The sequence below is a fragment of the Glycomyces lechevalierae genome (assembly GCF_027622945.1).
GTDB classification, from domain to species: domain Bacteria; phylum Actinomycetota; class Actinomycetes; order Mycobacteriales; family Micromonosporaceae; genus Glycomyces; species Glycomyces rutgersensis.
The window spans coordinates 62,500-87,369 of the sequence record NZ_JAPZVQ010000021.1; the positions used below are offsets into that span (position 1 = coordinate 62,500).

At 70.2% G+C, this 24,870-nt stretch carries 20 protein-coding genes, 1 tRNA gene and 1 pseudogene; 15 read left to right on the top strand and 7 right to left on the bottom strand.

Translation table 11 applies throughout. The features are described 5' to 3' along the window. Positions 1-12 precede the first annotated feature (12 nt). From O2L01_RS23505 to O2L01_RS23520, 4 genes are all read left to right on the top strand, one after another. Entirely contained in the window at positions 13-990 is a 978-nt protein-coding gene (locus O2L01_RS23505; protein ID WP_270124486.1) for an asparaginase, read from the top strand. 86 nt (positions 991-1,076) lie between these two features. Next, positions 1,077-1,159, top strand: a tRNA-Leu gene (locus O2L01_RS23510). Between the two features lie 139 nt (positions 1,160-1,298). Continuing rightward, positions 1,299-1,898, top strand: a complete 600-nt coding sequence (locus tag O2L01_RS23515) for a bacterial proteasome activator family protein (RefSeq protein WP_270124487.1) — start codon at positions 1,299-1,301, stop codon at positions 1,896-1,898. 171 nt (positions 1,899-2,069) lie between these two features. Then, entirely contained in the window at positions 2,070-2,756 is a 687-nt protein-coding gene (locus tag O2L01_RS23520; RefSeq protein ID WP_270124488.1) for a lysophospholipid acyltransferase family protein, read from the top strand. On the opposite strand, the gene O2L01_RS23525 is transcribed toward O2L01_RS23520, so the two are convergent. From O2L01_RS23525 to O2L01_RS23540, 4 genes are all read right to left on the bottom strand, one after another. Continuing rightward, positions 2,753-3,718: a peptidylprolyl isomerase gene (locus O2L01_RS23525; protein WP_270124489.1), complete on the bottom strand. Its 966-nt coding sequence runs from the start codon at positions 3,716-3,718 to the stop codon at positions 2,753-2,755. The two genes, O2L01_RS23520 and O2L01_RS23525, sit on opposite strands and share 4 nt — an antisense overlap. Beyond that, the gene (locus O2L01_RS23530; protein WP_270124490.1) at positions 3,673-5,016 is read right to left on the bottom strand and encodes an MFS transporter; all 1,344 of its coding nucleotides are present in this window, start codon (positions 5,014-5,016) and stop codon (positions 3,673-3,675) included. The genes O2L01_RS23525 and O2L01_RS23530 overlap by 46 nt, the downstream gene beginning before the upstream one ends. Positions 5,017-5,127: 111 nt before the next feature. Beyond that, a complete protein-coding gene (locus O2L01_RS23535) occupies positions 5,128-6,198 on the bottom strand; it encodes an inositol-3-phosphate synthase (RefSeq protein ID WP_270124491.1) in 1,071 nt (356 codons plus the stop codon). After that, positions 6,191-6,874 (bottom strand): PadR family transcriptional regulator, encoded by a 684-nt coding sequence (locus O2L01_RS23540; protein ID WP_270124492.1) that lies wholly within the window; start codon positions 6,872-6,874, stop codon positions 6,191-6,193. Before O2L01_RS23540 ends, O2L01_RS23535 begins: the two co-directional genes overlap by 8 nt. A gap of 342 nt (positions 6,875-7,216) precedes the next feature. Here O2L01_RS23540 and O2L01_RS23545 point away from each other — a divergent pair, with 342 nt between their 5' ends. Together O2L01_RS23545 and O2L01_RS23550 are read left to right on the top strand one after the other, a co-directional pair. Next, positions 7,217-10,489, top strand: a complete 3,273-nt coding sequence (locus tag O2L01_RS23545; RefSeq protein WP_270124493.1) for a transglycosylase domain-containing protein — start codon at positions 7,217-7,219, stop codon at positions 10,487-10,489. A gap of 63 nt (positions 10,490-10,552) precedes the next feature. Then, the gene (locus O2L01_RS23550; RefSeq protein WP_270124494.1) at positions 10,553-12,112 is read left to right on the top strand and encodes a glycosyltransferase family 87 protein; all 1,560 of its coding nucleotides are present in this window, start codon (positions 10,553-10,555) and stop codon (positions 12,110-12,112) included. On the opposite strand, the gene O2L01_RS23555 is transcribed toward O2L01_RS23550, so the two are convergent. Continuing rightward, on the bottom strand, positions 12,024-13,427 hold the full coding sequence (locus O2L01_RS23555; protein WP_270124496.1) for a CCA tRNA nucleotidyltransferase: 1,404 nt from the start codon (positions 13,425-13,427) through the stop codon (positions 12,024-12,026). The genes O2L01_RS23550 and O2L01_RS23555 overlap by 89 nt on opposite strands. Before the next feature lie 30 nt (positions 13,428-13,457). On the opposite strand from O2L01_RS23555, the gene murJ reads away from it, so the two are divergent. The 6 genes from murJ (at position 13,458) to trxA (ending at position 20,013) form a co-directional block, all read left to right on the top strand. Continuing rightward, entirely contained in the window at positions 13,458-15,293 is a 1,836-nt protein-coding gene (gene murJ / locus O2L01_RS23560; protein WP_270124497.1) for a murein biosynthesis integral membrane protein MurJ, read from the top strand. A gap of 136 nt (positions 15,294-15,429) precedes the next feature. Then, positions 15,430-16,944 carry a protein kinase family protein gene (locus O2L01_RS23565; protein ID WP_270124498.1) on the top strand — a complete coding sequence of 505 codons (1,515 nt, stop codon included), beginning with the start codon at positions 15,430-15,432 and terminating at the stop codon, positions 16,942-16,944. 11 nt (positions 16,945-16,955) lie between these two features. After that, a complete protein-coding gene (sigM, locus tag O2L01_RS23570; RefSeq protein WP_270124499.1) occupies positions 16,956-17,699 on the top strand; it encodes an RNA polymerase sigma factor SigM in 744 nt (247 codons plus the stop codon). Continuing rightward, complete coding sequence (locus tag O2L01_RS23575; RefSeq protein ID WP_270124500.1) at positions 17,696-18,484, top strand: hypothetical protein; 789 nt, start codon at positions 17,696-17,698, stop codon at positions 18,482-18,484. Before sigM ends, O2L01_RS23575 begins: the two co-directional genes overlap by 4 nt. A gap of 226 nt (positions 18,485-18,710) precedes the next feature. Continuing rightward, on the top strand, positions 18,711-19,661 hold the full coding sequence (gene trxB / locus O2L01_RS23580; RefSeq protein ID WP_270124501.1) for a thioredoxin-disulfide reductase: 951 nt from the start codon (positions 18,711-18,713) through the stop codon (positions 19,659-19,661). 34 nt (positions 19,662-19,695) lie between these two features. Next, on the top strand, positions 19,696-20,013 hold the full coding sequence (gene trxA, locus O2L01_RS23585) for a thioredoxin (RefSeq protein WP_205324616.1): 318 nt from the start codon (positions 19,696-19,698) through the stop codon (positions 20,011-20,013). Positions 20,014-20,288: 275 nt separating this feature from the next. Here the strand turns inward: trxA and O2L01_RS23590 are convergent, their stop codons facing one another. Continuing rightward, positions 20,289-20,990: a GNAT family N-acetyltransferase gene (locus O2L01_RS23590; protein WP_344469253.1), complete on the bottom strand. Its 702-nt coding sequence runs from the start codon at positions 20,988-20,990 to the stop codon at positions 20,289-20,291. Positions 20,991-21,276: 286 nt separating this feature from the next. On the opposite strand from O2L01_RS23590, the gene O2L01_RS23595 reads away from it, so the two are divergent. Then, complete coding sequence (locus O2L01_RS23595) at positions 21,277-22,524, top strand: aminotransferase-like domain-containing protein (RefSeq protein ID WP_344469251.1); 1,248 nt, start codon at positions 21,277-21,279, stop codon at positions 22,522-22,524. Continuing rightward, positions 22,521-23,313: pseudogene (locus tag O2L01_RS25820) on the top strand (D-alanine--D-alanine ligase family protein). The gene O2L01_RS23595 and the pseudogene O2L01_RS25820 overlap by 4 nt, the downstream one beginning before the upstream one ends. A gap of 99 nt (positions 23,314-23,412) precedes the next feature. On the opposite strand, the gene O2L01_RS23605 reads toward O2L01_RS25820, so the two are convergent. Further along, complete coding sequence (locus tag O2L01_RS23605; RefSeq protein WP_270124505.1) at positions 23,413-23,919, bottom strand: hypothetical protein; 507 nt, start codon at positions 23,917-23,919, stop codon at positions 23,413-23,415. A 347-nt stretch (positions 23,920-24,266) separates the two neighbouring features. On the opposite strand from O2L01_RS23605, the gene O2L01_RS23610 reads away from it, so the two are divergent. Then, positions 24,267-24,842 (top strand): GNAT family N-acetyltransferase, encoded by a 576-nt coding sequence (locus O2L01_RS23610; RefSeq protein WP_270124506.1) that lies wholly within the window; start codon positions 24,267-24,269, stop codon positions 24,840-24,842. The last annotated feature ends 28 nt before the right edge of the window (positions 24,843-24,870 follow it).

A 24,870-nucleotide genomic window follows, 5' to 3' on the forward strand; every position in this document is an offset into this window, starting at 1 on the left:
TAGCCTCGCGGTATGAGTGCTTCCTACCGCGGCGGCGAACCCGTCGCCGAGATCGTCCGGTCCGGCTTCGCCGAGAGCCTCCACCGGGGCAGCGTCGCCGTGACCGACCCGTCGGGGAACCTCCTCGCCTCGATCGGCGACACCGGTTCCCCGGTCTTCCCCCGTTCCTCCAACAAACCCATGCAGGCGCTCGCGATGCTCCGCGCCGGCTGGGCGCCCGGCACCGAGGCCGATCTCGCGATCGCCTCGGCGAGCCACCGCGGCGAGCCGTTCCACCTCGCGCAGGTCGCGTCCGTGCTCGGTGGCGCCGGGCTCGGCGAGGACCGGCTGCAGTGCCCGGCCGACCTGCCGAGCGACCCCGACGCCCGCAACGCCGTGATCGCCGCCGGCGGCGAACCCCGCCGCGTCTACATGAACTGCTCCGGCAAGCACGCCGGGATGCTCGCGGCCTGCGCCGCGAACGACTGGGACCTCGCGACCTACCGCGACCCCGAGCACCCGTTCCAGCGGCTCGTGATCGCCACCGTCGAAGAGCTCACCGGCGACACCGTGCAGGCCGTCGGCGTGGACGGCTGCGGGGCGCCCGTGCTGGCCGTGACCCTCGCCGGGCTCGCCCGCGCGTTCGCCCGGCTCGTCGAGGCCCCCGCGGGCTCGAACGAGCGGAAGGTCGCGGATGCCATGCGCACCAACCCGAAGCTGATCGACGGCACGCGCGGCCCCGATCACCGCATGATGACCGCCCTGCCGGGTCTGCTCGCCAAGGGCGGCGCCGAAGGCGTCCATGTGGTCGCGGCGCCCGGTATCGGCGCGGTGGCCGTCAAGATCGACGACGGCGCGGGCCGGGCCTCGACGCCCGTCGCGCTGCGCGCGCTCACCACGATCGCCGGGATGGTGATCCCCGCGGACGCCAAGCCCGAGGTCGACGCGCTCACCTGGCCGGAGGTGCACGGCGGCGATCAGGCCGTCGGGCGTCTGCGTCCGCTGCTGTAGTGGCCTGGGACTCAAACGGGGCAATACCCGGTGGTGGCCTGGAGTAGGCGCAGGATAGTATCGTTCCGTCGCAAGTACTGACACTCGCGCGAGTGGCGGAATGGCAGACGCGCTGGCTTCAGGTGCCAGTGTCCGTAAGGACGTGGGGGTTCAAGTCCCCCCTCGCGCACCGACAGGGCCCGGAGGTTTCGACCTCCGGGCCTTTCGCTTTCCACGCCCGGCGCGAGCGGGAACACCCCGTGATCCTTCCGCGTTAGGCTCGGGAAGAGGAACCGGACAGTATCGAGACGAGTGGGGCCACATCGACCATGACTGAAGCGAACAGCAAGCCGGAGCAGGGCGAGCGCGAGTCGGACGAGCAGCCGTTCATCGTCGACGCCGAGGGCAACCCGATCACCGCCGAGGCTGAGGCGGACGCCGGGGACCGGTACGAGTCCGACCCGACGAAGCTCGTCCCCGAGCCGGCCAAGGTCATGCGCGTCGGTTCGATGATCAAGCAGCTCCTCGAGGAGGTCCGCGCGGCCGACCTGGACGACAAGGGCCGCCAGCGTCTGCGCGACATCCACGCCCGCTCCATCGCCGAGCTCGAGTCCGGTCTCGCGCCGGAGCTGCGGGACGAGCTGGAGCGTCTGTCCTTGCCGTTCAGTGCGGACGAGATCCCGACCGAGGCGGAGCTGCGCATCGCGCAGGCGCAGTTGGTGGGCTGGTTGGAGGGGCTGTTCCACGGCATCCAGGCGGCGCTGGTGGCGCAGCAGATGGCGGCGCGCCTGCAGTTGGACCAGATGCGTTCGGGCGAGTTGAAGGCCCTGCCCGCGGGTGAGGACCTTCCGCCGCAGCTCCGGGCCGTGATGGCCGAGCGGGCGGCGCGCGGTGACGATCGCGACCACCATCCCGGCCAGTACCTGTAGGGCCGTCACATGCCTTAGACTCGGGCCTGCCTTCCCGGCGGGGCCAGGCCGCGTCCCGCGGCGGGGGCCAGAGTGGCTCGAGGGTTTCGCCCGGTGCGTTCCGCGAGCCATAATTGGTCCCGACCCGAGTTTTCCCGCAGCCGGGGTGAGACCACTGGAGAGCTGAACACGGTGCTGTACAAGACGTTGCAATGGACGGCCGCGCCGACCATCAAGCTCATCTACAGGCCTTGGATCGACGGGAAAGAGAACATCCCGGAGGACGGTCCGGTCATCCTGGCGTCCAACCACCTCTCCGTTGCGGACCACTACTTCCTGGGTCTGACCACCAAGCGGCACATCGCGACGATGGCGAAGATCGAGTACTTCACGGGTGCGGGGCTGAAGGGCAAGCTGATCTCGTCGACGGTGAAGGCGCTCGGCCAGGTGGCGGTGGACCGTTCGGGCGGGCGCAAGAGCGCCGCGTCCCTGGAGCCGTCGCTGGAGGTGCTGGAGGAGGGCCGCGTGTTCGCGATCTTCCCGGAGGGCACGCGTTCGCCGGACGGGCGGCTGTACCGGGGCAAGCCGGGGGTGGCGCGGTTGGCGCTCACGTCGGGCGCGCCGGTGATCCCGGTGGGTCTGATCGGCACGGAGAAGGTGCTGCCGATCGGCGAGTCGCGGCCGCGGGTGGCGCCGGTGGGCGTGCGCGTGGGCAAGCCGCTCGATTTCACGCGGTACAAGGGCATGGAGAACGACCGGGTGGTGATCCGTGCCGTCACCGACGAGGTGATGGACGCGATCCGGCGGTTGACCGGCCAGGAGTACGTGGACAAGTACGCGAAGCGCAACGGCTCCGGTAAGGGAGAGGGCGAGGACTAGCGCCCGGTGGGGCTGGCGGTGCCCGTCGGCGTCGCCGTCCCTGTGGGCGTGGCGGTTCCCGTGGGTGTGGCGGTTCCGGGGGGCGTGGTCGCGCCGAGCGGCGGGGTCGCGGTTCCCGTTGGGAGCCCAGGGGACTGGCTCTGGATGGGGCTGGTCGCCATGTCGCCGACCTCGCTGATGGTGACGCCCCAGATCTCGACCGCGACGGGCGGTGCACCGTCGTAATCGACAGTCTCGGTGAGGGCCGCGATCTGGTCGAGCACTTCGTAGCCGTCGACGATGCCGCCGATGACGCTGACGCCCGCGGTGGGGACGGCCGCGCCGCGGATGAGCGCGAAGGCGCTGCCGGCGCGGCCCTTGTCGTCGGTGATGAGGGCGAGCACGTCGGCCACGTCGTTGCCGGCCATGCCGGTCTCGGCCTGGAAGCGCCAGCCCGGGCCGTACGTGTCGTCATCGTCTTCAGAGGGGCCGGCGAGGCCGGGGCTGCCGCAGCGCAGGATCGCGGTCGGGTCGACCGCCTGCGTGGTGAGCCGGTCGCATTCGTGCGAGGCGTAGAACGCGGTCTCGGCGAGGTGGGTGAAGGCCTCGACGCCGCACGGCGCGAGGTCGCCCCACAGGAGCACGACGATCTCGCCGTAGTTGGTCTGGACGGTGGCGAGGGAGCGTTCGGCGGGGGCGCCCGGATCGAGCGGGTCCGCGCCGTTCCCGGCGTCGTCCGCTTCAGTGACGGTGCACTGCTCGGCGATCACATCGCCCGCGTCGGCGGCGGTGCCGCCCTCGTCGCGGAAGGCGAGCCAGGCGACCGCGGCGACCGAGCCGGCGGTGAGGACGACCGCGCCGAGTCCGGCGAGTCCGCGCTTCCAGCTACCGGTGCCCTCGCGCTGCCAGGGAGCCGTCCCGCGGTAGGGATTGGAGGCTACTGGCTCGTCGTCGGTCTCGCTTCGGTGGCGGCGGGGCTCCATGCCTGTGAATCGTACGGTGCCTCGTCTCGCGCGAGGTAGGCGTATCCGACGCAGATCAGACCGTAGGAGAGGGCCACGCCGACGAGCGTGCCGGGCGCGTACCCGTTCTCGGGGACGACGAACGCGGCCGCGAACAGCCCGGCGAGGTAGCCGACGTTGTAGATCGTGTCGTTGACGCTGAAGACCCGGCCGCGGTAGGCGTCCTCGACGCCCCGCTGGATACTCGTGTCCACTGTGATCTTGAGGCCCTGGGAGGCGATGTTCACCAGGAGGACCACGACGGCGAACATGGCCGGCACCATCGTGCCGGAGAGCACGGCGACCACGACGGCGCACAGCGCCATGAGCACCACGATCCAGTTCTTCGGGCCCCACACGCGGGTCGCGCGCGGGGTCGCGATCGCGGCGGCGAGCACGCCCACGTTGCCGAGGATCGCGAGGACCAGCAGCCACGAGATGATGGTGGTCTGATCGGACTCGACGTCCCAGAAGAAGCCCATGAACAGGGCGATCGCGATGATGAACACGATGCCGTACAGGAACCGGTGCAGCCCCTGCACCGCCATGGCCAGGGCCGGGCCGCGGCGGCGGCCGAGGTGCTTGAACCCCTCCCACATGCCCGAGCTCGTCTGCGCGATGCCGCGCCACAGGCCGCTCGGCGCGCTGTCGTCCGCGGGCGGGCCCAGGTCGGGGCGGCGGAACGAGGCGACGACGATGCACGCGGACGCGAGGTAGCCGCAGCCGGCGGCCAGCGCGAGCATCGAGTAGGAGACGCCCGAGTCGAGGAGTTTCGCGATGCCGGTGGTCGCGAGGCCCAGCCCGTAGGCGAGCGCGCCGAGCGTGGACGCGAGCGAGTTCGCGGTGACGAGGTCCTTGGCCGGGACGACCTGCGGGTGGGCGGCGGCGAGGCCGGCGAGGACGAAGCGGTTGGCGGCCAGGACGATCATCGCGCACAGGACCCAGGACCAGTTGAAACCGCCGGGCAGGGTCAGGCAGATGACGATCATGAGGGCGGCGCGCACGAGGTTGGCGCCGCCGATGAGGTTGCGGCGGCTGAACCGGTCGAGGACCGTGCCGACATAGGGCCCGAGCAGGGAGTACGGGCCGAGGAGGACCGCGACGGCGGCCGCGTACCGGAACGGGTCGTTGGCCTCGCCGAGGGCCGGGTTGAAGAAGACGGAGAGCGCCAGCGAGGCCTGGAACATGCCGTCGGCGCCCTGGGACGTCAGCCGCACCGCCAGCAGGTGCCTGAATCGGCGGTTGCTCGCGAGGTTCCGAACGTGGCCGTCGGTGCGCATTGTCCGAGGATAACTCCGGTGAAAGCCAAGGGGGACCCCTCTTTGCAAGCAGGTGGGCCGGAAATCGGCCCGGGCTCGCAACCGGGGTCCCCCTCGGGAAGGCGTCGGGCGCTACAGGCCCGCGATGAAGTTCTCGACGGAGATGCGAGCCTCTTCGTCCGAGAACTGCTTGGCCGGCGACTTCATGAAGTAGCTGGAGGCCGATTCGACCGGGCCGCCGTGGCCGCGGTCGAGGGCGATCTTCGCCGCGCGGACGGCGTCGATGATCACGCCCGCGGAGTTCGGCGAGTCCCACACCTCGAGCTTGAGCTCGGCGTTGAGCGGCACGTCGCCGAAGGTGGTGCCTTCCAGGCGGATGTACGCCCACTTGCGGTCGGTCAGCCACGGCACGTGGTCCGACGGGCCGATGTGGACGTCCGCGCCGAGCATCTCGTGCGGGATCTGCGAGGTCACGGCCTGCGTCTTGGAGATCTTCTTGCTCTTGAGGCGGGTGCGCTCGAGCATGTTCATGAAGTCCATGTTGCCGCCGAAGTTCAGCTGGTACGTGCGGTCGAGGCGCACGCCGCGGTCTTCGAACAGCTTCGCCAGCACGCGGTGCACGATGGTGGCGCCGACCTGCGACTTGATGTCGTCGCCGACGATCGGAATGCCCGCGTCGGTGAACTTCTGGGCCCATTCGGGGTCGGAGGCGATGAACACGGGAAGGGCGTTCACGAACGCGGCGCCCGCGTCGATCGCGGCCTGCGCGTAGAACTTCGCGGCCTTCTCGCTGCCCACCGGCAGGTAGCAGACCACGACGTCCGTCTTCGCCGCCTTGAGCGCGGCGACCACGTCGACCGCTTCCTCGGAGGACTCGGTGACCATCTCGGTGTAGTACTCGCCCAGGCCGTCGTGGGTCGGGCCGCGCAGCACCGTCACGCCGGTGGGGGGCACGTCGGCGAACTTGATGGTGTTGTTCTCCGAGGCGAAGATCGCGCTGGCCAGGTCCTGGCCGACCTTCTTGGCGTCGACGTCGAACGCGGCGACGAACTCGATGTCGTTCACGTGGTAGTCGCCGAACTGGACGTGCATGAGGCCGGGCACCCGGTCCTCGGGCTTGGCGTCGCGGTAGTACTCGACGCCTTGGACCAGCGAGTTGGCGCAGTTGCCCACGCCGACAATGGCTACGCGCAGCTTACCCATCGCGCATGCCTCCTTTGCCTTGTTTATTTGGGTCTCCGGCGCTCGCAGCCGGATCGGGTGTTCCCTGATCCAGGACGGACTGGTGCCGTCCCGGTTCGGCGAAGGGCTCGCCGAAGTCGTTGCGCTGCTCGGGGCGGCGGCTCTCCTCGGAGGCGATGAGCTCGTTGAGCCACCGCACCTCCCGCTCGGCGGTCTCGAGCCCGTGCCGCTGGAGCTCGAGCCCGTAGGCGTCGAGCCGCTCGGCGGTGCGGGCGAGGGCCTCGCGGATGCGCTCGCGGCGCTCCTCGACGCGGCGGCGGCGGGCCTCGAGGATCCGCAGGCGCGTGGCCGGGTCGGTGCGGGAGAAGAACGCGAAGTGCACCCCGAACAAGGCCTCGTCGGCCGATTCGGGGCCGGCGTCGGCCATGAGCTGAGCGAAGTGCTCTTTGCCTTCGGGTGTGAGCCGGTAGACCTTGCGGGCCCGGCGCCCGGTGAGCAGCGGGGTCTCTGCCGCACCCTCTCGTGGGGTCTCCTCGGCGATGAGTCCACGTTGACGCATGCGCTTGAGGGTGGGGTAGAGCGAGCCGTAGCTGAACGCGGCCCGGATGGCCCCGAGGAGGGCAAGCAGGCGTTTGCGCAGCTCATAGCCGTGCATGGGGGTTTCGTGCAGGAGTCCCAGAATGGCCAGCTCGAGCATCGCGCCCCTCCTCTCACACGGCGATCTAACGCTTTGATGTATCGGCTCGATACATCAGGGTTAACCATAGCGGCAGGCGCAAATCACGTCAAGGCGCGCGTCCGCGCCCTGTTCAGAGGGGCTGCCATCCGATAGGCTGGCCCACCAAGCGATCTAGCAGCGTTCGCTCAATTTCGATGTGCGAAACTGCGAGACGACCGGCCACCCCCATGCCGGGAGTAGACCTTTGCGACCGCCGGTCTGCCGGGCGCGCCCCCCTCGGGAAGCCGCGCGCCAGGTGCACCGGGCCGACCGGCAAAACCCGGAATTTGGCTGGGTTACACAGCACGTGGATGGTTGAGCATGAGCGACTACGGTTATCGTCCCGCCCCGCCCCCCGAGGACGGTAGGCCCCAGGGCCAAGGCGGACGACCGGACGGCCGCGCCTACGGCAGCGGCGGATCCGGGGACCGCCAAAGCGATTACGGCTGGGGCGGCCAGCAGCAGGGCGGCCAAGGCGGCCAGGCCCCGCGCCCCCGCCAGCAGCCTTACGGCACGCCCGCCTCGGGCAGTGCGGCCGTGGGCCGCGGCGCGATCCCGCCCCCGCCCCCCGGGCGCGGCTCCGCTTCGGTGGGCCGGCCCACCGGTTCCGCCTCCGTCGGCGGCGCCACCGGCAGCGCCTCCGTGGGAGGCCCGGGCCGCACCGGCCGCGCCAGCGTCGGCTCCGCCTCGGTGGGATCCGCCTCCGTCGGTTCGGCGTCCGTGGGGTCGGCGTCCGTCGGCTCCGCCTCGGTCCGCCCGGTCAGTCCCGGCGCACCCGGCGAGCGGACCGGCCGCGCCAGCGTCACCGGCACCCGCCGCGCCGGCAAGGGCCCGGGGAGCAAGGGCGACATCGAAGGCGAAGGCGGCAAGAAGAAGCGCAAGCGCCTCGGCCGCAAGATGCTCGCCGCGATGATCGCCCTCGGCGTCGTCATGGTCGCCGGCATCACGGTCGTCGGCTCCTACTTCTTCGTCGACGTCGGGGAGCCCGGGGACATCTCCCGTGCCGGCGAGTCGTCGAGCTTCTACTTCTCGGACGGGACCCAGGCGGGCGGGTACGGCGAGACCCTGCGCCTCCAGGCCGAGGACGGCGAGATCCCCCCCGAGGTGAAGGAAGCCCTCGTCGCGACCGAGGACCGCAAGTTCTACGACCACCACGGCGTCGACGTCCTGGGCACCACCCGCGCGCTCGTGAACAACCTGAGCGGCGGCGACACGCAGGGCGCCTCGACGATCACCCAGCAGTACGCGGGCATGGTCATGGACATCCGCAACGAGATCTCCTACGACCGCAAGGCCAAGGAAGCGGCCATGGCGATCAAGATCGAGAACAAGTACACCAAAGACCAGATCATCAGCGCCTACCTCAACCTCGCCTGGTACGGCCGCGGCGCCACCGGCATCGAGGCCGCCGCGAAGGTGTACTTCAACAAGACCCTCGACGACCTCACCCCGGGCGAGTGCGCGTACATCGTCATGCAGGTCAAGTCCCCCGACGGCACCTACGACCCTTACTACAAGGATGTCTACGACCCCGACAAGACCCAGGCGCGCTGGGACTACTCCATGGACGCCATGGTCGAGGAGGGCTACCTCTCCCAGGGGGAGCGGGACGCCGAGAAGCTGCCCGTCCCCACGGACGACTTCAACTCCGCCGGCTCGTGGGGCGGCAACACGAACGTCGGCTTCATCATCAACGAGCAGGACGGCTACGTCTTCGAGGAACTCGAGCGCCGGTACGGCCTGACGAAGGCGGACCTGTACGGCGGCGACGACGGCAAGGGCGGCTACTCCGTCACCCTCACCATCGACCCGACGATCCAGGACCAGCTCGCCGCCAAGGGCTCGCGCGGCGCCATCGTGAAGAAGAAGGACGACGACGGCAACTGGGTCGACGCCAACGGCGATCCTGTCGAGACCGAGGACCAGGCGGCGCCGGCCGTGGACGAGGACGGCTACTCCTACTTCAAGAACGACAACGACGACGCCGCCCTCAAGAACTACGAGGACTACATGATGACGGCCATGGTCGCCATCGATCCCGAGACCGGCGACATCCTCGGCTACTACGGCGGCGACAACGGCTTCGGCGTCGACAAGGCCGGTCCCGAGTCCCCGCACCCGTCCTCCTCGACGTTCAAGATGATCACGGCCGCCACCGCGCTCGACCAGGGCGACTCGATCAACTCCTGGTTCAACGCGGACTCGCCGCGGCAGTTCGACAGCCTCACCGACGACGAGGCCGAGACCTGCATCGGCGGCGGCACCTACCCGGACTGCACCCTGCGCAACGGCAGCCAGCAGAAGGACCTCGAGCTGACGCTCACCGACGCGGTGCGCGAATCGAAGAACACGCCCATGTACGGGATCGCCGAGCACTACGGCGCCGACATGATCCTCGACTACGCGGACAAGATGGGCCTGAGCGTCATGAACCAGGCCCGCACGCTGTACGACTCCGACGGCACGAAGTGGGACGGCCGGAGCGTCAACTACCGGTTCTACGACAACGGCACCTACTCCCAGCACGGCGCGGCCGTCGACGCCGAGGGCAAGCCGGTGACCGACCCGAGCGGCAACTGGGACACGATGGCGCCCGTCCAGGTCGACTCCGACTGCAACCCGATCGTGAACACCAAGGGCGAGTTCCTCGTGACCGAGGACAACAAGCCGGTGACGTGCGACATCGGCGACAAGGGCCGCACCGACCCGTTCTACAACCACATCGCGTTCGGGCAGTACCCCACGAGCGTGCGCGACATGGCCTCGGTCTACGCGACGATCGCCAACGACGGCGTCTACAACGAGTCGCACTTCGTCGCCAAGGTCACCGACAACGAGGGCAACGAGGTCCCCGAGGTCAACCCGCTCAACCTCGGCGAGCAGGTGATCGACAAGGGCGTGGCCCGGGACCTCCAGTGGGTCGGCTCGGAGATCGGCGGCGAGTCCGCGACCGACAAGCTCGACCGCGACTACTTCGGCAAGACCGGAACCTGGGAGGCGAGCTGCGAGGACTGCGAGTCCTCCTGGAACGCCCACGCCTGGTACGTCGGCGCGATCCCGCAGCTCTCCATCGCCGCGTGGGTCGGCAACGTGACCTCCGAATCCGACCCGATCGCCGACCCGGACGGCGACAGGAGCAACGTCTTCGGCTCCAACACCGCCTACCCGGTCTGGTTCAAGACCATGGAGGGGATCCTCGAGGCGACCGACTGGGACAAGGAGTCCTGGGAGGGCAAGGTCGAGGGCGGCAACAAGACCTGGTGGGACATCGAAGCCGCCGGCGGGCCCCGCAACGGCGGTGAGTTCTGCGCCGCCAACGCCGACAACGAGTTGTGCGCCGGGCAGCAGGACGAACAGGACAAGAAGGATTGCGAGGACGGCGGCGGCACCTGGGACGGCGAGAAGTGCGAGGCCCTTCCCGAGGACGGTGTGACGCCGACCGAGGATCCGACCTCCGATCCGACCGACGGCGAGTCCACCGGCGAGGAGAACTGCGGGACCTGGCCGCTGCCGGATTGCGAAGAGCCCACGACACCGGAGGAGAGCACGACCACCTCTCAGGACCCCGGAGGCAACGGGAACGGCAATGGCTGAGCCGCGTTAGCGCGGCGAACCACCGATAGCGCCAGGACGGCGGCATGGGCCACAATAGGGCCCATGCCGCCGTCTTCATCTGAGCCGACCGACACGCCGCCCTCCCGCGAGCGCGCTCGACCCGCAGGGGAACCCCCGGTCGCCCCCACCCTCACCGACCGCGTCGCGCGCGTCGCCTCCGGACTCATCGGCGGGCCCTTCGGGGACCACGCCGTGGATCCGCCGCGCCGCCGCTACTGGACGCCGGTCCGCGTCATCCTCCTCACCGGACTCATCGCCTTCGCCGTCAACTGGCTGCAGAAGTACCCGTGCGCCGCCGGCGGCTGGACCGACTGGTCCCAGTACACGAACGCCTGCTACACCGACATCCGCGCGCTCTGGGGAGCCGAACGCCTCAACGAAGGCGCCGTCCCCTACCGCGACCACCCGGTCGAATACCCGGTACTGACCGGCTGGTTCATGGGGATCCTCGGGCAGATCGCCTACCGCGCCGGCAACGTGCTCGGCGTCGACGGCGGCCCGATCTTCTACCACCTCAACGCGATCGTGCTCTTCATCTGCGGCGCGGCCGCCATCGCGATCCTCCACCGCATCCGCCAGGACAACGGCCGCACCGACCTGCCCGGCCCGAACCCGGACCCCGCGCTCGTCCACTCCCGGCCCTCGCGGCCGTGGGACGCGATGATGCTCGCCGCCGCGCCGGTCGTGCTCGTGACGGCCACCGTGAACTGGGACCTGTTCGCCATCGCCCTCTCGATGCCGTTCTTCCTGTACTGGCAGCGCGGCCGCCCGATCGCAGCTGGGCTGTTCCTCGGCCTCGCCGTCGCGGCGAAGTTCTACGCGCTCCTGTTCATCGGGCCGCTGCTCGTGCTCGCCCTGCGCCAGCGCAAGCTCCTGCCCGCGCTCCAGACCACCGCGACCGCCGCCGTCGTGTGGGCCTTGATCAATGCGCCCGTCGCGTACCTCTGGCCCGACTCGTGGATGCGGTTCTTCGAGCTCAACTCCGAACGCCCCGTCGACTGGGGCACCGGCTGGTACGTGCTGCGCGGCATCACCGGCTGGGAGAAGCTCTGGGACTCCGAGTACGTGAACGACCTGTACCTGGTGCTGTTCGCGTTGTCCTGCATCGGGATCGCGCTGCTCGGGTTCTTCGCCGGCCGCCGGCCGGGCGCGCCCGGGCTGCGCGGGATCGCGACCGCCGACGACCTCATGCCGCGCCTCGCGCAGCTCTGCTTCCTCGTCGTGGCCGCGTTCCTGCTGTTCGGCAAGGTCTGGTCGCAGCAGTACGTGCTGTGGCTCCTGCCGCTCGCGGTCCTCGCCCGCCCGAAGTGGGGCGCGTTCCTGCTGTGGCAGGCCGCCGAGCTGTTCTACTTCTTCGCGTTCTACGGCAAGATGCTGCAGGTCTCGGCCGAGGAGGAAGGGCGCGGCATCGCCGAGGGCCTGTTCCTCGCCGCCGCCGCATCACGCTGGATCATGGTCGCCGTCATGTGCGCCCTGGTGGTCCAGGAGATCCTGCTCCCGCGGCTGGACTCGGTCAGAGGCCTTCGCGTGCGGCCCAGGCGCGCAGCTCCGACTCCGCTTCCTCGCGCGGCATCGGACCCCGCTCCAACCGCAGCTCCTTGAGGTACGCCCAGGCCCGGCCCACCTGAGGGCCGGGCGGGAGGCCCAGGAGCTCCATGATCGCGTTGCCGTCGAGGTCCGGGCGCACCGCGCGCAGGTCCTCTTCGGCGCGGATCCGGGCGATCCGCTCTTCGAACGCGTCGTAGTCGCGGCGCAGCCGCTCGGCCTTGCGGCGGTTGCGGGTCGTGCAGTCGGAGCGGACGAGCAGGTGCAGCCGGTCCAGCTGCGGCCCGGCGTCCGTGACGTACCGGCGCACGGCCGAATCCGTCCAACCCGCCTCGCCGTACCCGTAGAAGCGCAGGTGGAGGCTGATGAGGAGCGAGACGGCCTGCACGTCCGCCTTCGGGAACCTCAGCTCCCGCATGCGTCTGCGCGCCAAGCGGGCCCCGGCCACGTCGTGGTGGTGGAAGGTGACGCCGCCGCCGGGGACGACGTCCTTGGTCTCGGGCTTGCCGATGTCGTGCAGGAGCGCCGCGAGGCGCAGCAGGAGGTCCGGGCCGTCCTGCTCGAGCGCGATCGCGTTGCGCAGCACCTGCAGCGAATGCTCGTAGACGTCCTTGTGCTGGGCGTGCTCGTCGATCTCCATGCGCAGCGCGGGCAGCTCCGGCAGGAACTGCTCCGCGAGTCCCGTGTCGACGAGGAGGCGCAGACCCACCACCGGGTCGGGCGCCATGAGCAGCTTCGTGAACTCGTCCCTGATCCGCTCGGCGGTGATCCGGCCGAGCTCGGGGGCCATGCGGCGCATCGCGTCCAGGGTCTCGGGGTCGATCCCGAACCCGAGCTGCGCGGCGAAGCGGGCGGCGCGGAGCATCCGCAGCGGGTCGTCCGCGAACGAGGACTCCGGCGAGGCGGGGGTGCGGATCGTCTGCCGCGCGATGTCCGCGAGGCCGCCGAAGGGGTCGGTGAACTCGTGGCCGGGCACGGAGACGGCCATCGCGTTCACGGTGAAGTCGCGCCGCTCCAGGTCGTCGACGAGGTTGTCCCCGTACTGCACGATCGGATTGCGGCTCACGCGGTCGTACGCGTCAGCGCGGAAGGTGGTCACCTCGACCTGCTCGCCGCGGAAGAGGCCGCCGATCGTCCCGAAGTCGGCGCCCGTGGTCCACACGGTGGAGCAGTTCGCCCGCAGGATCGCCTCGGTCGACTCCGGGCGCGCGTCCGTCGTGAAATCGAGGTCGCTCACCCGCCGGCGCAGCACGGCGTCCCGGACCGGGCCGCCGACCAGATGCAGCTCGAAGCCGCCGTCCGCGAACACCCGACCCAGTTCATCGGCTATGGGCGGGACCGTGATTTCCTTACCGCTACTGTTGTCAGACATCGCCGGGCAAGCTTAGCGGAGAGTGCGAGAATGGCCGAACCTAGCGCGAGACCGGGCCCCGGGCACTCGCCGTCTGGGCCCGTCCGAGGCCCCCAAGGCAACAACCCCTACGGAACCCCTCCGAACGCGTACCCCCCGCCCGGCCCCCAGACCGGCAACGGCTACGCCCCCATCGGAACGCCCGCCCCTGCCCCCGCGCCCGCGCCGCCCCAGGGCAAGAACGTGGTCCGCTCCAGCCTCCTCATGGGCGCGGGCTCCCTCGTCTCGCGCGTGACGGGCTTCGGCCGCACCGTCGTCATCTCGGCCGCGATCGGCGCCGGGCTCCTCGGCAACTCGTACACGACCGCGCAGTACTTCCCGCAGATGATCTACGAGCTCGTCCTCGGCGGCGTGTTCGCGAGCATCATCCTGCCGCTGTTCGTCAAGGCCCACAAGAACGACCCCGACGGCGGCGACGCCTTCGCCCAGCGCCTCCTCACCCTCGCCGCCCTCGTCCTCGGCGCCGCCGCGGTCCTCGTCACCGCGTGCGCGCCCCTCATCGCCCGGTTCATGGCGAGCCCGGTCCAGTACGACCTGGTCACCGAGTTCTCCTATTACATGCTGCCGGCCCTGCTGTTCTACGGGCTGTTCGCGATCCTCTCCGGGGTGCTCAACTCCCGCGAGCACTTCGGCGCCCCGATGTGGGTGCCGATCCTCAACAACCTCGTCGTCATCACCGTGGGCGCGCTGTTCTACGTGATCTACACCCGCGACGCGGTGCCGGACGCCTCCGGCGACATCTTCGTCAGCGCCGACCAGGTGACGAACGGCATGGTCATGCTGCTCGGCCTGGGCACCACCGCGGGCGTCGTCCTCCAGGTGCTGTGCCTGGCCCCGTTCCTGCGCAAGGCCGGTTTCCGGTGGCGGGTGCGGTTCGACTTCAAGGCCCTGCCGCTGCGCACGATCCGGCAGATGGCCGCCTGGACGCTGCTGTTCGTGGCCGCCAACCAGATCGCCGTGATGGCCGTCATCAAGGTCGCCAACGCCGCGAGCGACCCGGACCGGCTCGGCGACGCGGCCGGGTTCGTGCCCGGCGTCACGGTCTACAACAACGCCTACTTGATGATGATGATGGCGCACGGGATCGTCGCGGTCTCGGTCATCACCGCGCTCATGCCGCGCATGACCCGCGCGGCGGACGGGCGGCACTGGCCGGAACTGGCCGACCACCTCTCGAACGGCATCCGGCTGGCCTCGTTCCTGCTGGTGCCGATCGCGGCGGCGTTCATCGCGCTGCACGAGCCGATCGGCCTGATGATCTTCCAGTGGGGCGCGTACGCCCCCGAGGAGGCCCTCGCGACCGGCCAGGTGCTGGCGATGGCCGGGATCGTGCTGCTGCCGTTCTCGATCAGCCAGCTGCAGATCTACGCGTTCTACGCGCAGACGGACACCCGCACGGTGGCGATGTTCAACCTCCCGGTGATCGCGATCCGCATCGGCGGGTACCTCCTCGCCTTCGCGTTCCTGCCCCCCGAGTGGGTCGTGGTGGGGCTGTTCGCCGCGAACGGCGTCTCCTACCTGGTGAGCCTGCTGCTCTCGATGAGCCTGCTGCGCAGGCGGATCGGGCTGCTCGGGATGCGCAAGACCATGAACGGGCTGGTGAGGACCACCACAGCGGCCGTGATCGCGGGCGGAGTCGCCTACGGCGGGTGGCTGCTGTGGCCGGACCTCCCGGTCGACGGCGGCATGGCCAAACTGGGGCAATTCGCGGCGTCCATCGTGCTCGGACTGGTCCTGCTGGGCGTGTACTTCGCGGCCTGTCTGGTATTGCGCGTCACTGAGACGGCGTCGCTCCAGGCAACGGTGCGCGCAAAGCTGCGACGATGAGGCAAGTACGATCCATACGTGCACTCTGGCCGGATCCCGCAGAGCCACTTGGACCGCACCATGACCGAACCGGCCCACAACGGCCCCGGCCGGGACCCCCTCGCGGGGTCGCATTGAGAGGGGAGGACCCCGCATCATGACCACCGCCGAAGTGCCGTCCGTGGGCGACCTGCTCGCCGAGCGGTACCGCCTCGAAGAGCACGTCGGAGGCGCGAACGGCTACCGCCAGCTCTGGCGGGGCGTCGACGTCCTGCTCCACCGCTCCGTAGCGGTCGTGCTCCGCTCCCCTGGCGGCGAGGACGCCGCCCCCACCATGACCGCCGCCGTGGCCGCCTCCCGGGCGCACGTCGACTCCATGGTCGACGTGTACGACGCCGTCGACGAAGGACGTTTCGCGTACGTCGTGCGCGAGTGGGTCAACGGCTCGTCCCTGCGCGGCGTGCTGGAGCGCCAGACCCTCGAGAGCGCGCACGCCCTCGAGCTGGTCGCCTCCGTCGCGGACGCGATCGCCGCCCTCCACGACGGCGGCGTCACCCACGCCGACCTCCACCCGGGCACGATCCTCCTCTCCGAGGACGATCGCGTGATGGTCACCGAGCCGCGCAACGAGCCGGGCAACACCGCCGTCGAAGACGTGCGGGCCCTCGGCGCGACGCTCTACGCCTGCCTGACCGGGACGTGGCCGCGCGTCGTGCCCGCCGAGAACACCGGGCTCCCGGACGCCGCCCACGACGAGTGGGGTCGCGTCCTCGACGCGGACAAGGTCGTCCCCGGCCTCCCCGGCGCGCTCACGAAGCTCACCGCGGACCTCCTCGACCACTCGCAGACGCCGCCTTCCGCGGCCGAGCTCGCGGTCGAGCTGCGCCGCCTCGCCGAGACCGGCGGGGCCGAGCCGGCCGCCGCCGAGTCGGCCGCGCCCACGAGCGTGCTGGGCGCGATCAGCCTGGGCCGCCGCCTCTCCGGCGGCGTTTCCGCCGACTCGCCTCCCGTCGGGATGAAGCGGCTCGCGGTCGTCGCGGCCGTCATCGCCGCGGTCATCTTCGCGGGCGTGGTCACCAGCGCCATCGTCTTCGGCGGCGGCGACGACCCCGCCGGGGCCGAGGACCAGGTCACCGGCGAGGACACCGGGGCGGACACGTCCGACTCCGAAGGCGAGACCACGGACACGGCCGCGCCGACCGAGGTCGAGCTCACCGCCGACTCGGTGCGCGTGGTCGACCCGCCGGAGGGGGACCGGAACCAGAACGAGGGCGTCGAGAACGTCATCGACGACAACGCCTCCACCGGCTGGACCACGAACACCTACCGCGGCGACCCGAACTTCGGGAACCTGAAGCCGGGCATGGGCATCCTCATCGACCTCGGCGAGGCCCGGGAGGTGTCGTCCGTGCGGGTCCAGATGACCAGCGCCGGCGCCACCGTGGGCCTGCTGGGCGGCGACGAGGACCCGGGCGACTCGAGCGACGGCGACCAGGCGATCGTGGACGGCTTCACCGTCCTGGCCGACCAGGTCGAGGACGCGGACACGAACATCGAGCTGAAGACCGACGGCGAGGCGACCCGCTTCATCGTCGTGTGGGTGACCGAGCTGCCGCCGGTCTCCGACGGCTACAAGCTCACCATCAGCGACATCAACGTCTTCGCCCGGTAGCGCGACCGCCGATGCCCGCTCCCCTCCCGCACGGCCCGGGTCCGGCTCTGGAAGGCGCGACCGACGCCGAGCTGCTGGCCCGCCATGTGGGCGGCGAGCGGGAGGCGTTCGGGGAGCTGTTCCGGCGCCACCGCGGGCGGCTGTGGGCCGTCGCGGTGCGCACGCTCGGCGACCCGGAGGACGCCGCCGAAGCGGTGCAGGACGCGATGATCAAGGCCTACCAGGGCGCGGGGACGTTCCGGGGCGGCTCGGCGGTGACGACGTGGCTGCACCGCATCGTCGTCAACGCCTGCCTCGACCGTATCCGCGCTTCGGGGCGGCGCCCGACCGTGCCGCTCGCCGACGACGACGCGCTTGCACTGCCGACACTCGACTCGGCAACGGACCCTTCGCAGGCCGCGATGCGCCTCAGCGTGCACCGGGCGCTCGCGGAGCTGCCGTTCGACCAGCGGGCGGTGCTCGTCTACGTCGACATGCTCGGCTACCCGGTCGAGGAGGTCGCGGCGATCCTCAAGGTGCGCCCCGGCACGGTGAAGTCGCGGGCGTCGCGGGCGCGCAAGCGCCTCGCGGCGCGGCTGCCCGAGTTCGACCCGGCCGTGGACCACAGTGTCGGTCACAGTGCCTTGAGCGGCGTGGGCGATCCCACGCCGCCGGGGGCGGCCGCGGGGAACCCGCCGCCGCAGCAGGGCGTCGAACCAGGAGCGACGTACCGGACGAGCGCCTTCGAGGACGGCAGAGGGGAGGGGAGCCGATGAGCCCGCAACGCCCGAGCGAGGCCGAGGTCGGCCGCATGCTGCGGGAGGCCTCCAGCGACTACGGCGACCTTCCCGAGCAGGTCGGGGACCGCCTCGACCGCGTCCTCGCGACCCTCCCGCCGGCGCACACGCTGCCCGCCGCCGAACGCCGGAGCGCGTTCGCGGGTTGGAGCGAGCGCATGTCGGAGCGCTTGCGCCCCAAGCGGGTCCGGTACGCGATCGCGAGCGTCTCGATGGCCGTGCTGGTCACCGTCGGCGGGGTCGCGACCGCGATCCAGTTGACGAGCGGCGCGGACCAGGAGGCGGGCGCGAGCGCCGACCTCTACGCCGAAGGCGACAGCCAGCGGGACGACGGCGGGCAGCCGCCCGGCGCGACCGAGGCGTCGCCGCTCCCGGGCGACGCGACCGAGGAGAACCAGGACGAGTCCGGCGACGACGAGACCACGGTCGAGGGCCTCGCCGGGATCGAGACGTTCGCCACCGGCAGCGACTACGAGGCGGGCACCGACCTGATCGCGGTCCTGCGCGGGCTCGGCGACGGCAGCGCCTCCGGCGAGGTCCCGTCCGAACTGGCCGGCCTGGCCGCCGGCGGCGACTTCTGGCGCAACTGCCAGGAGGCCATCGCGGCCCAGTACCAGGGCCTGCTCGTCGCGGTCGACTTCGCCCGATACGACTCGGAGCCGGCGATCATGGCGCTCATGACCGGCGACGACGGCGACTTCGCCGTCGCACTCACCCCCGCCTGCGCCGACGGCGTCATCGAACCGCTCGCCGAGCAGCCCTGACCGAGCCGCCTTGACCGAGCCGCCCTGACGCTGGGCCCGTTTCGGGCCGCCGGGCTTCCCTGTTCGCGGCCGGCGGACGGGTGAGGTTGCCCACCATCGGGATATTCGCCTGTCACAAGCCCGCCACAGCTCCCGGGGGCGGAATTTCGGGTCAATAAGATGACGTTGAAGCTGTCAGTTCAGGGAGCCGTCCCTGGAGCGCCGAACCATCACAGGAGCGAACCCGGTGAGCGAAATCCGCGAAGTCATCATCATCGGCTCGGGCCCCGCCGGCTACACCGCCGCGCTGTACACCGCCCGGGCCAACATGAACCCGCTCGTGTTCGAGGGCTTCCAGTTCGGCGGCGCCCTCATGCAGACGACCGAGGTCGAGAACTTCCCGGGCTTCCCCGAGGGCATCATGGGCCCCGAGCTCATGGACTCCTGGCGCAAGCAGGCCGAGCGCTTCGGCGCCGAGCTCGTCTCGGACGACGTCACCCGCGTCGACCTCACCGGCGACATCAAGAAGGTGTGGGTCGGCGACGACGAGTTCCAGGCGAAGGCCGTGATCCTCGCGACCGGCTCGGCGTTCCGCCCGCTCAACGTGCCCGGCGAGAACGAGCTCATGGGCCGCGGCGTCTCCGCGTGCGCCACCTGCGACGGCTTCTTCTTCCGCGACCAGCACATCGCGGTGGTCGGCGGCGGCGACACGGCGATGGAGGAGGCCACGTTCCTCACCAAGTTCGCCGCGAAGGTCACCATCGTGCACCGCCGCGACGAGTTCCGCGCCTCGAAGGTCATGTCGGAGCGCGCCCTCGCGAACCCGAAGATCGAGGTCGCCTGGAACTCCGCGGTCAAGGAGATCAAGGGCACCGACGGCAAGGTCTCGAGCGTCGAGCTCGTCGACACCGTCGACGGCTCGACGCGCGAGCTGCCCGCAACGGGCCTGTTCATCGCGATCGGCCACGACCCCCGCTCGGAGCTGTTCAAGGGCCAGGTGGAGCTCGACGAGTCCGGCTACGTGAAGGTGGCCGCGCCCTCGACCCGCACGAACCTCGATGGCGTGTTCGCCGCCGGCGACCTCGTCGACCACACCTACCAGCAGGCGGTCACGGCCGCCGGCACCGGTTGCGCGGCAGCGCTCGACGCCGAGCGCTACATCGCGGCGCTCGAGCACCGCACCGCGCAGATCAGCTGACCCACCGCTCGTTCATACACACAGGAGGATGCCCATGGGCGCCATCAAAGCAGTCAACGGCCAGGCCGAGTTCCAGGCCGAGGTGCTGGAGTCCGACAAGCCGGTCCTCGTCGACTTCTGGGCCGAATGGTGCGGGCCTTGCAAGAAGGTCGCCCCGGTGCTCGAGGAGCTGGCCGCGGAGACCGACGACTTCGTGATCCGCAAGCTCGACACGGACGCGAACCCGGAGATCACCCGCGAGTACCAGGTCATGAGCGTCCCGACGATGATCCTGTTCAAGGACGGCAAGCCCGCCCAGCAGCTCATCGGCGCCCAGCCCAAGGCCGCCATCCGCAAGTTCCTGGGCCAGTAGGAACGCGAACACTGCTTCACCGATCGGGGGATGGAACTGCGGTTCCGTCCCCCGATTCTCGTCATACCCAGGCGATAGTTTTAGAACTCGACAGATGTACGGCTCGCAAGCTTCGCCGAGGCCGGGTCCCCCGGGCGGACATATCGGAAAAATCCCGTTTCACCTTTTGGCCACGAGAAGCCTTGCCCGCCAAGGGGCAGACCCCCTGGAGTTCCTGCGCGTGAGCAGCTCAGTCCGTGAGTGACTCAGTCCGCAGCGGCTCAGTTCGCAGCGGCTCAGTCGAAGAGTTCGCCGCCGCGTTGCGGCCCAGGGCGATCGGTGCGCGAGTGGCCGCCGGTGGTCGGCTCGCCGAAGAACTGCTCGAGTTCGAGGTCGTCGAGTTTGAACCACTCCACCGAGTCGTTGAACACCGATGACTCCTCGGCCTCCACGCTCCGGTCGAGCGCCGAGCGCAGCTCCAGGCGCAGCCGCGGGTAGCGCGGGTCCTGCCGGACCGTCTTGAACCCCACCGAACGGTAGAAGTCCGCCGGCACCAGGCAGGCGCGCGCCTCGCCCTTCGCGTCGCCGAACGTCTCGATCGCGTAGATCCCCCGCCGCGCCACGTCGGCCGCCACGGTCTGCACCAACTGCCGCCCCAGGCCCGTGCCCGCGTAGGTCGGGTTCACGAACGCCGTCATGAGCAGCGCCGCGTCCGGCGAGACCGGCCCTGAGGGGAACTCCATGGAGCGGGGCACGAACTTCGGCGAGGCGTAGGTGACGTATCCGGCGACCTCGTCGCCCTCGTAGGCGATCCGGCCGCACCCGCCCCATTCGAGCAGCGTGTGCGAGAGCCACGCCTCCTTCTCGAGGGCGGGTTCGCCCACGTCGCGGGCGGCCTCCGCGCACAGGGGTGAGAGCTCCCAGAACACGCAGGCCCGGCAACGCCCCGGAAGGTCTTCCAAGGAGTCGAGAGTGAGGTTGACCATGCGCCGATGCACCCGTCCACCCTACGTCGACCGCCCGTCCACATGACGGAAAACACGCGCGGCCTTCGCTCCTTGTGCTAGTAGAGTTGTCCGATCGCACGTCAGGTGTCGTAGCCTGGTCAGAACACCGTTTCGGCTTCGGGTCAACCGCGGGCCGCGGCCGGACGTGTCAGTACGAGATCCCGCGCGAGCCGCGCCGTCCGAGCCCTGCGTTCGACGAGAGCCTTTGGACGGCACCGCCGCACCGACCCGCGACCACGGATCGCGGGCGACGAGGACCATCAGAGGAGGTCTCCGCGTGTCCGGTACAACACTCGACGATTACACCGGTCGCTACGCATCCCGGGTTCACGGGATGGCACAGTCGGAGATCCGCGCACTGTTCTCGGTCGCCTCCCGCCCCGAGGTCGTCTCGCTCGCCGGCGGCAACCCGTACACCGCCGCGCTCCCCATGGACGAGCTCGGCGAGATGTTCACCCGCCTCCTCTCCCAGGTCGGCGCCGAAGCCCTCGGCTACTGCCCCGGCCAGGGCAGCGTCGCGCTCCGCGAAGCGCTGTGCGGCGTCCTGGAGCTCTCGGGCATCCGCGCCTCAGCGGACGACCTCGTCCTCACCACCGGCGCGCAGCAGGGCCTTGACCTGCTCGCCCGCACCTTCCTCGACCCCGGCGACATCGTCCTCGCCGAGGGCCCCACGTACGTCGGCGCGCTCGGCGCCTTCCAGGCCGCGCAGGCCGACGTGCGGCACCTGCCGATGGACGACGACGGGCTCATCCCCGCCGGCCTCGAAGAGGGCCTCGCCGCGCTCGAACGCGAAGGGCGCCAGGCGAAGTTCCTGTACACGATCCCGACGTACCAGAACCCCGCCGGCGTCACCCTCACCGAGGAGCGCCGCGAGGAGATCCTCGCGATCTGCGAGCGGCACGGCCTCCTCGTCATCGAGGACGACCCGTACTCGATGATCAACTTCGAGGGCGCCCCGCCCGCGCCGCTGCGCGCCCGCGCCGAGCGCGGCGTCATCTACCTCGGCACCGTCTCCAAGATCTTCGCCGCGGGCCTGCGCCTCGGCTGGGTCCTCGCGCCGCCCGCCGTGCGCGACAAGCTGCTCCTGGCGATCGAGGCGTCGATCCTGTGCCCCTCCGGGCTCACCCAGGAGGCCACGCTCCGCTTCCTCACCGAGATGGAGTGGCGCCAGCAGGTGAAGGTCTTCAACACGCTCTACCGGGAACGCCGGGACGCGCTGCTCGGCGCGCTCGGCGACTACATGCCCGAGGGCATGACCTGGACCGTCCCGGGCGGCGGCCTGTTCATCTGGGCCACGCTCCCCGAAGGGCTCGACTCGAAGGCGATGCTGCCGCGCGCGCTGCAGGAGCGCGTCGCCTACGTCCCGGGCACCGGATTCTATGCTGACGGCAACGGCCGCAGGGAGATGCGCTTGAACTTCTCGACCCAGACCTCCGAGACCATCCGCGAGGGCGTGCGCCGCCTGGCGGGCGTGGTCGCCGGCGACATCGACCTGCGCGACACCTTCGCCGGAGGCGCCGCATGAAGGAGAGCGCCGCAGCCTCGGACATCCGGGTCCTCATCCTCGCCGGAGGCATGTCCTACGAGCACGACGTCTCGCTGAAGTCGGGCCGCCGGGCCGCCGACGCCCTGCAGCGCCAGGGCTTCGTCTGCGACGTCCGGGACTTGGACGGCGAGCTGCTGCCCGCGCTCCAGGAGTTCCCGCCCGACGCGGTGCTGCCGCTCGTGCACGGCTCCCCCGGCGAGGACGGCTCGCTGCAGGCGGTGCTGGAGCTCTCGGACATGCCTGCCGCTCGTCGTCAAGCCGAACTCGGGCGGCTCAGGCCTCGGCGTGCACGCGGTGCACAAGGAGGACGACTTCCCCTCGGCGATGATGGGCTGCTTCTCCTACAGCGACGAGGCGCTCATCGAATCCTTCGTCGAGGGCCGGGACATCGCGGTCGGCGTCGTCGACCTCGGCGACGGGCCCACGGCCCTGCCGCCGGTGGAGATCGCGCCGCTGCACGGCGACTACGACTACGCCGCCCGGTACAACCCCGGCGCGACGCGCTGGACGGTCCCGGCGGCCATGAGCGAGCCGGTCGCCGATCGCGTGGCCGAACTCGCCGTCCAGGTGCACAAGACGCTCGGCCTCGGCTCGATGTCCCGCATCGACATGATCGTCGACGACGCCGGCGGCATCCAGGTGCTGGAGGCGAACGTCGCCCCGGGCACCACCGAGACCTCCTTGCTGCCCATGGCGATCGAGGCCGCCGGTCTCGACTTCGGCGAGACGTTGGCGACGATGGTCCGCCAGGCGCTCGCCCGCGCTTAGGGTTCCGCCACTCGTACGACTCGAGGGTGTCGATGTTTCACGTGAAACATCGACACCCTCGAGTCGTATCGGCGTCTGGGCAGCGTCGCGCCGGGCCGGTCAGTCGTCGGTGAGCCAGGCGGCGATGTACTCGAGGTTCATCTGCCACTCGTGCTCTTCGACCGGCGGCAGGATCTCGTCCCACATCGTCATGAACGGGCCCCGCAGTTGGAGGTAGCCGGCGGGCCGGGCCAGGAACCACTGCTGGAGATGGGCGGTGCCGTCGCCCCAGCGGTTCACGTGGACCTGCGCGACGGATTCGAGGGACCGGATGGCCCGCTCCAATCGCACGGTCAGCACGCCGAGTTCAGCGGCGTGCATCGTCGAGAGGTCGCCGAGGTCGAGGTGCGCGCGCGGCTCGAGGATCACCACGACGGGCAGGCCGCTGGGCGCGGGCGGGCTCTTGAGCCGCCACCGCTCGTTGGACCAGAGGTAGGCGGAGTCGGGGGTGTGGCAGGCGGCGCACTGCTCTTGGCGGTCGCCGCGGCGCGGCGGCTCGGCGTCCACCGGTTCCTGCAAAGGTTTGATGCGGAGGTCGCCTTCGAACGGAAAGGCGGGCCAATCCACGAATGGGGGCAGGGTCGGGCGCACGCCTGTCGCGCGCGGATGAGGGTGCTGTCGGCTCTGGCTCGTCAGGTCGGGCTTGGAATTCGGGCCGGGGGTACTCGCAGATGCCACCATCGAAAAATACCGCATGAATGCGATACTGGAAACAGTCGGAATCGACCTTTTGGCAGATTTCCACGAGGTTACGCGGCGCGGCGCAGGGTCGACACCCGATAGTGGACTGACATTTACTCCGTGAACCAGGGCAATCGTCGACAGAATGCGAGATTCGGGGCCGATAGTGACGTGCGCCCATATGGCGGGAAGGGACTGTCGGCAAGGCGGGTCGGTAGGGCAAGCTGGAAGGCGTGCAAGCAACAGTTACTGACAGCTCCACGCCGGAGGCGTCGCCCGTTTCGGGCGGCGACATCGCCGTGCTCGTGGATCCCCCGGTGACTGCCGCGCTCGTTGACGAACTCAGCCATCTCTGGGTGAGAGTGACGAACGCCGGCGGTTCCGTCGGATTCGTCCCGCCGGTCAACATCGAAGAGGTTCGCCCTCACACCGTTTCCATTCTCGCGCGAGTGATCGACCAGACTGACACGCTGGTCGCTCTAAAGGAAGGAGCCGCCATTGTCGCTTGGTGTGTTCTCACATCAAACGACAGCCCGCCGCGACAGGGCTGGCGGACCATCCGCCACGTCCAGGTCGATCCCTCCCGACAGGGCGGCGGACTCGGTGGCAAGCTCCTTGCGGCGGTCGACGAAGTCGCGCGAGAGCAGTTGAAGCTCGAGGCGCTGAGCCTCAAGGTTCGCTCGGGTACGGGAGCCGACGCCTTCTACCGGCGGCACGGCTTCACGGAGGTCGGTCGTCTGCCCCGCGCCGTGCGCATGGCGGATGACGACTACCGGGACGACATCATCATGTGGCGGGAGCTCTCCTAGGAGAGCGATCGAACGACAAGAGCCGGGG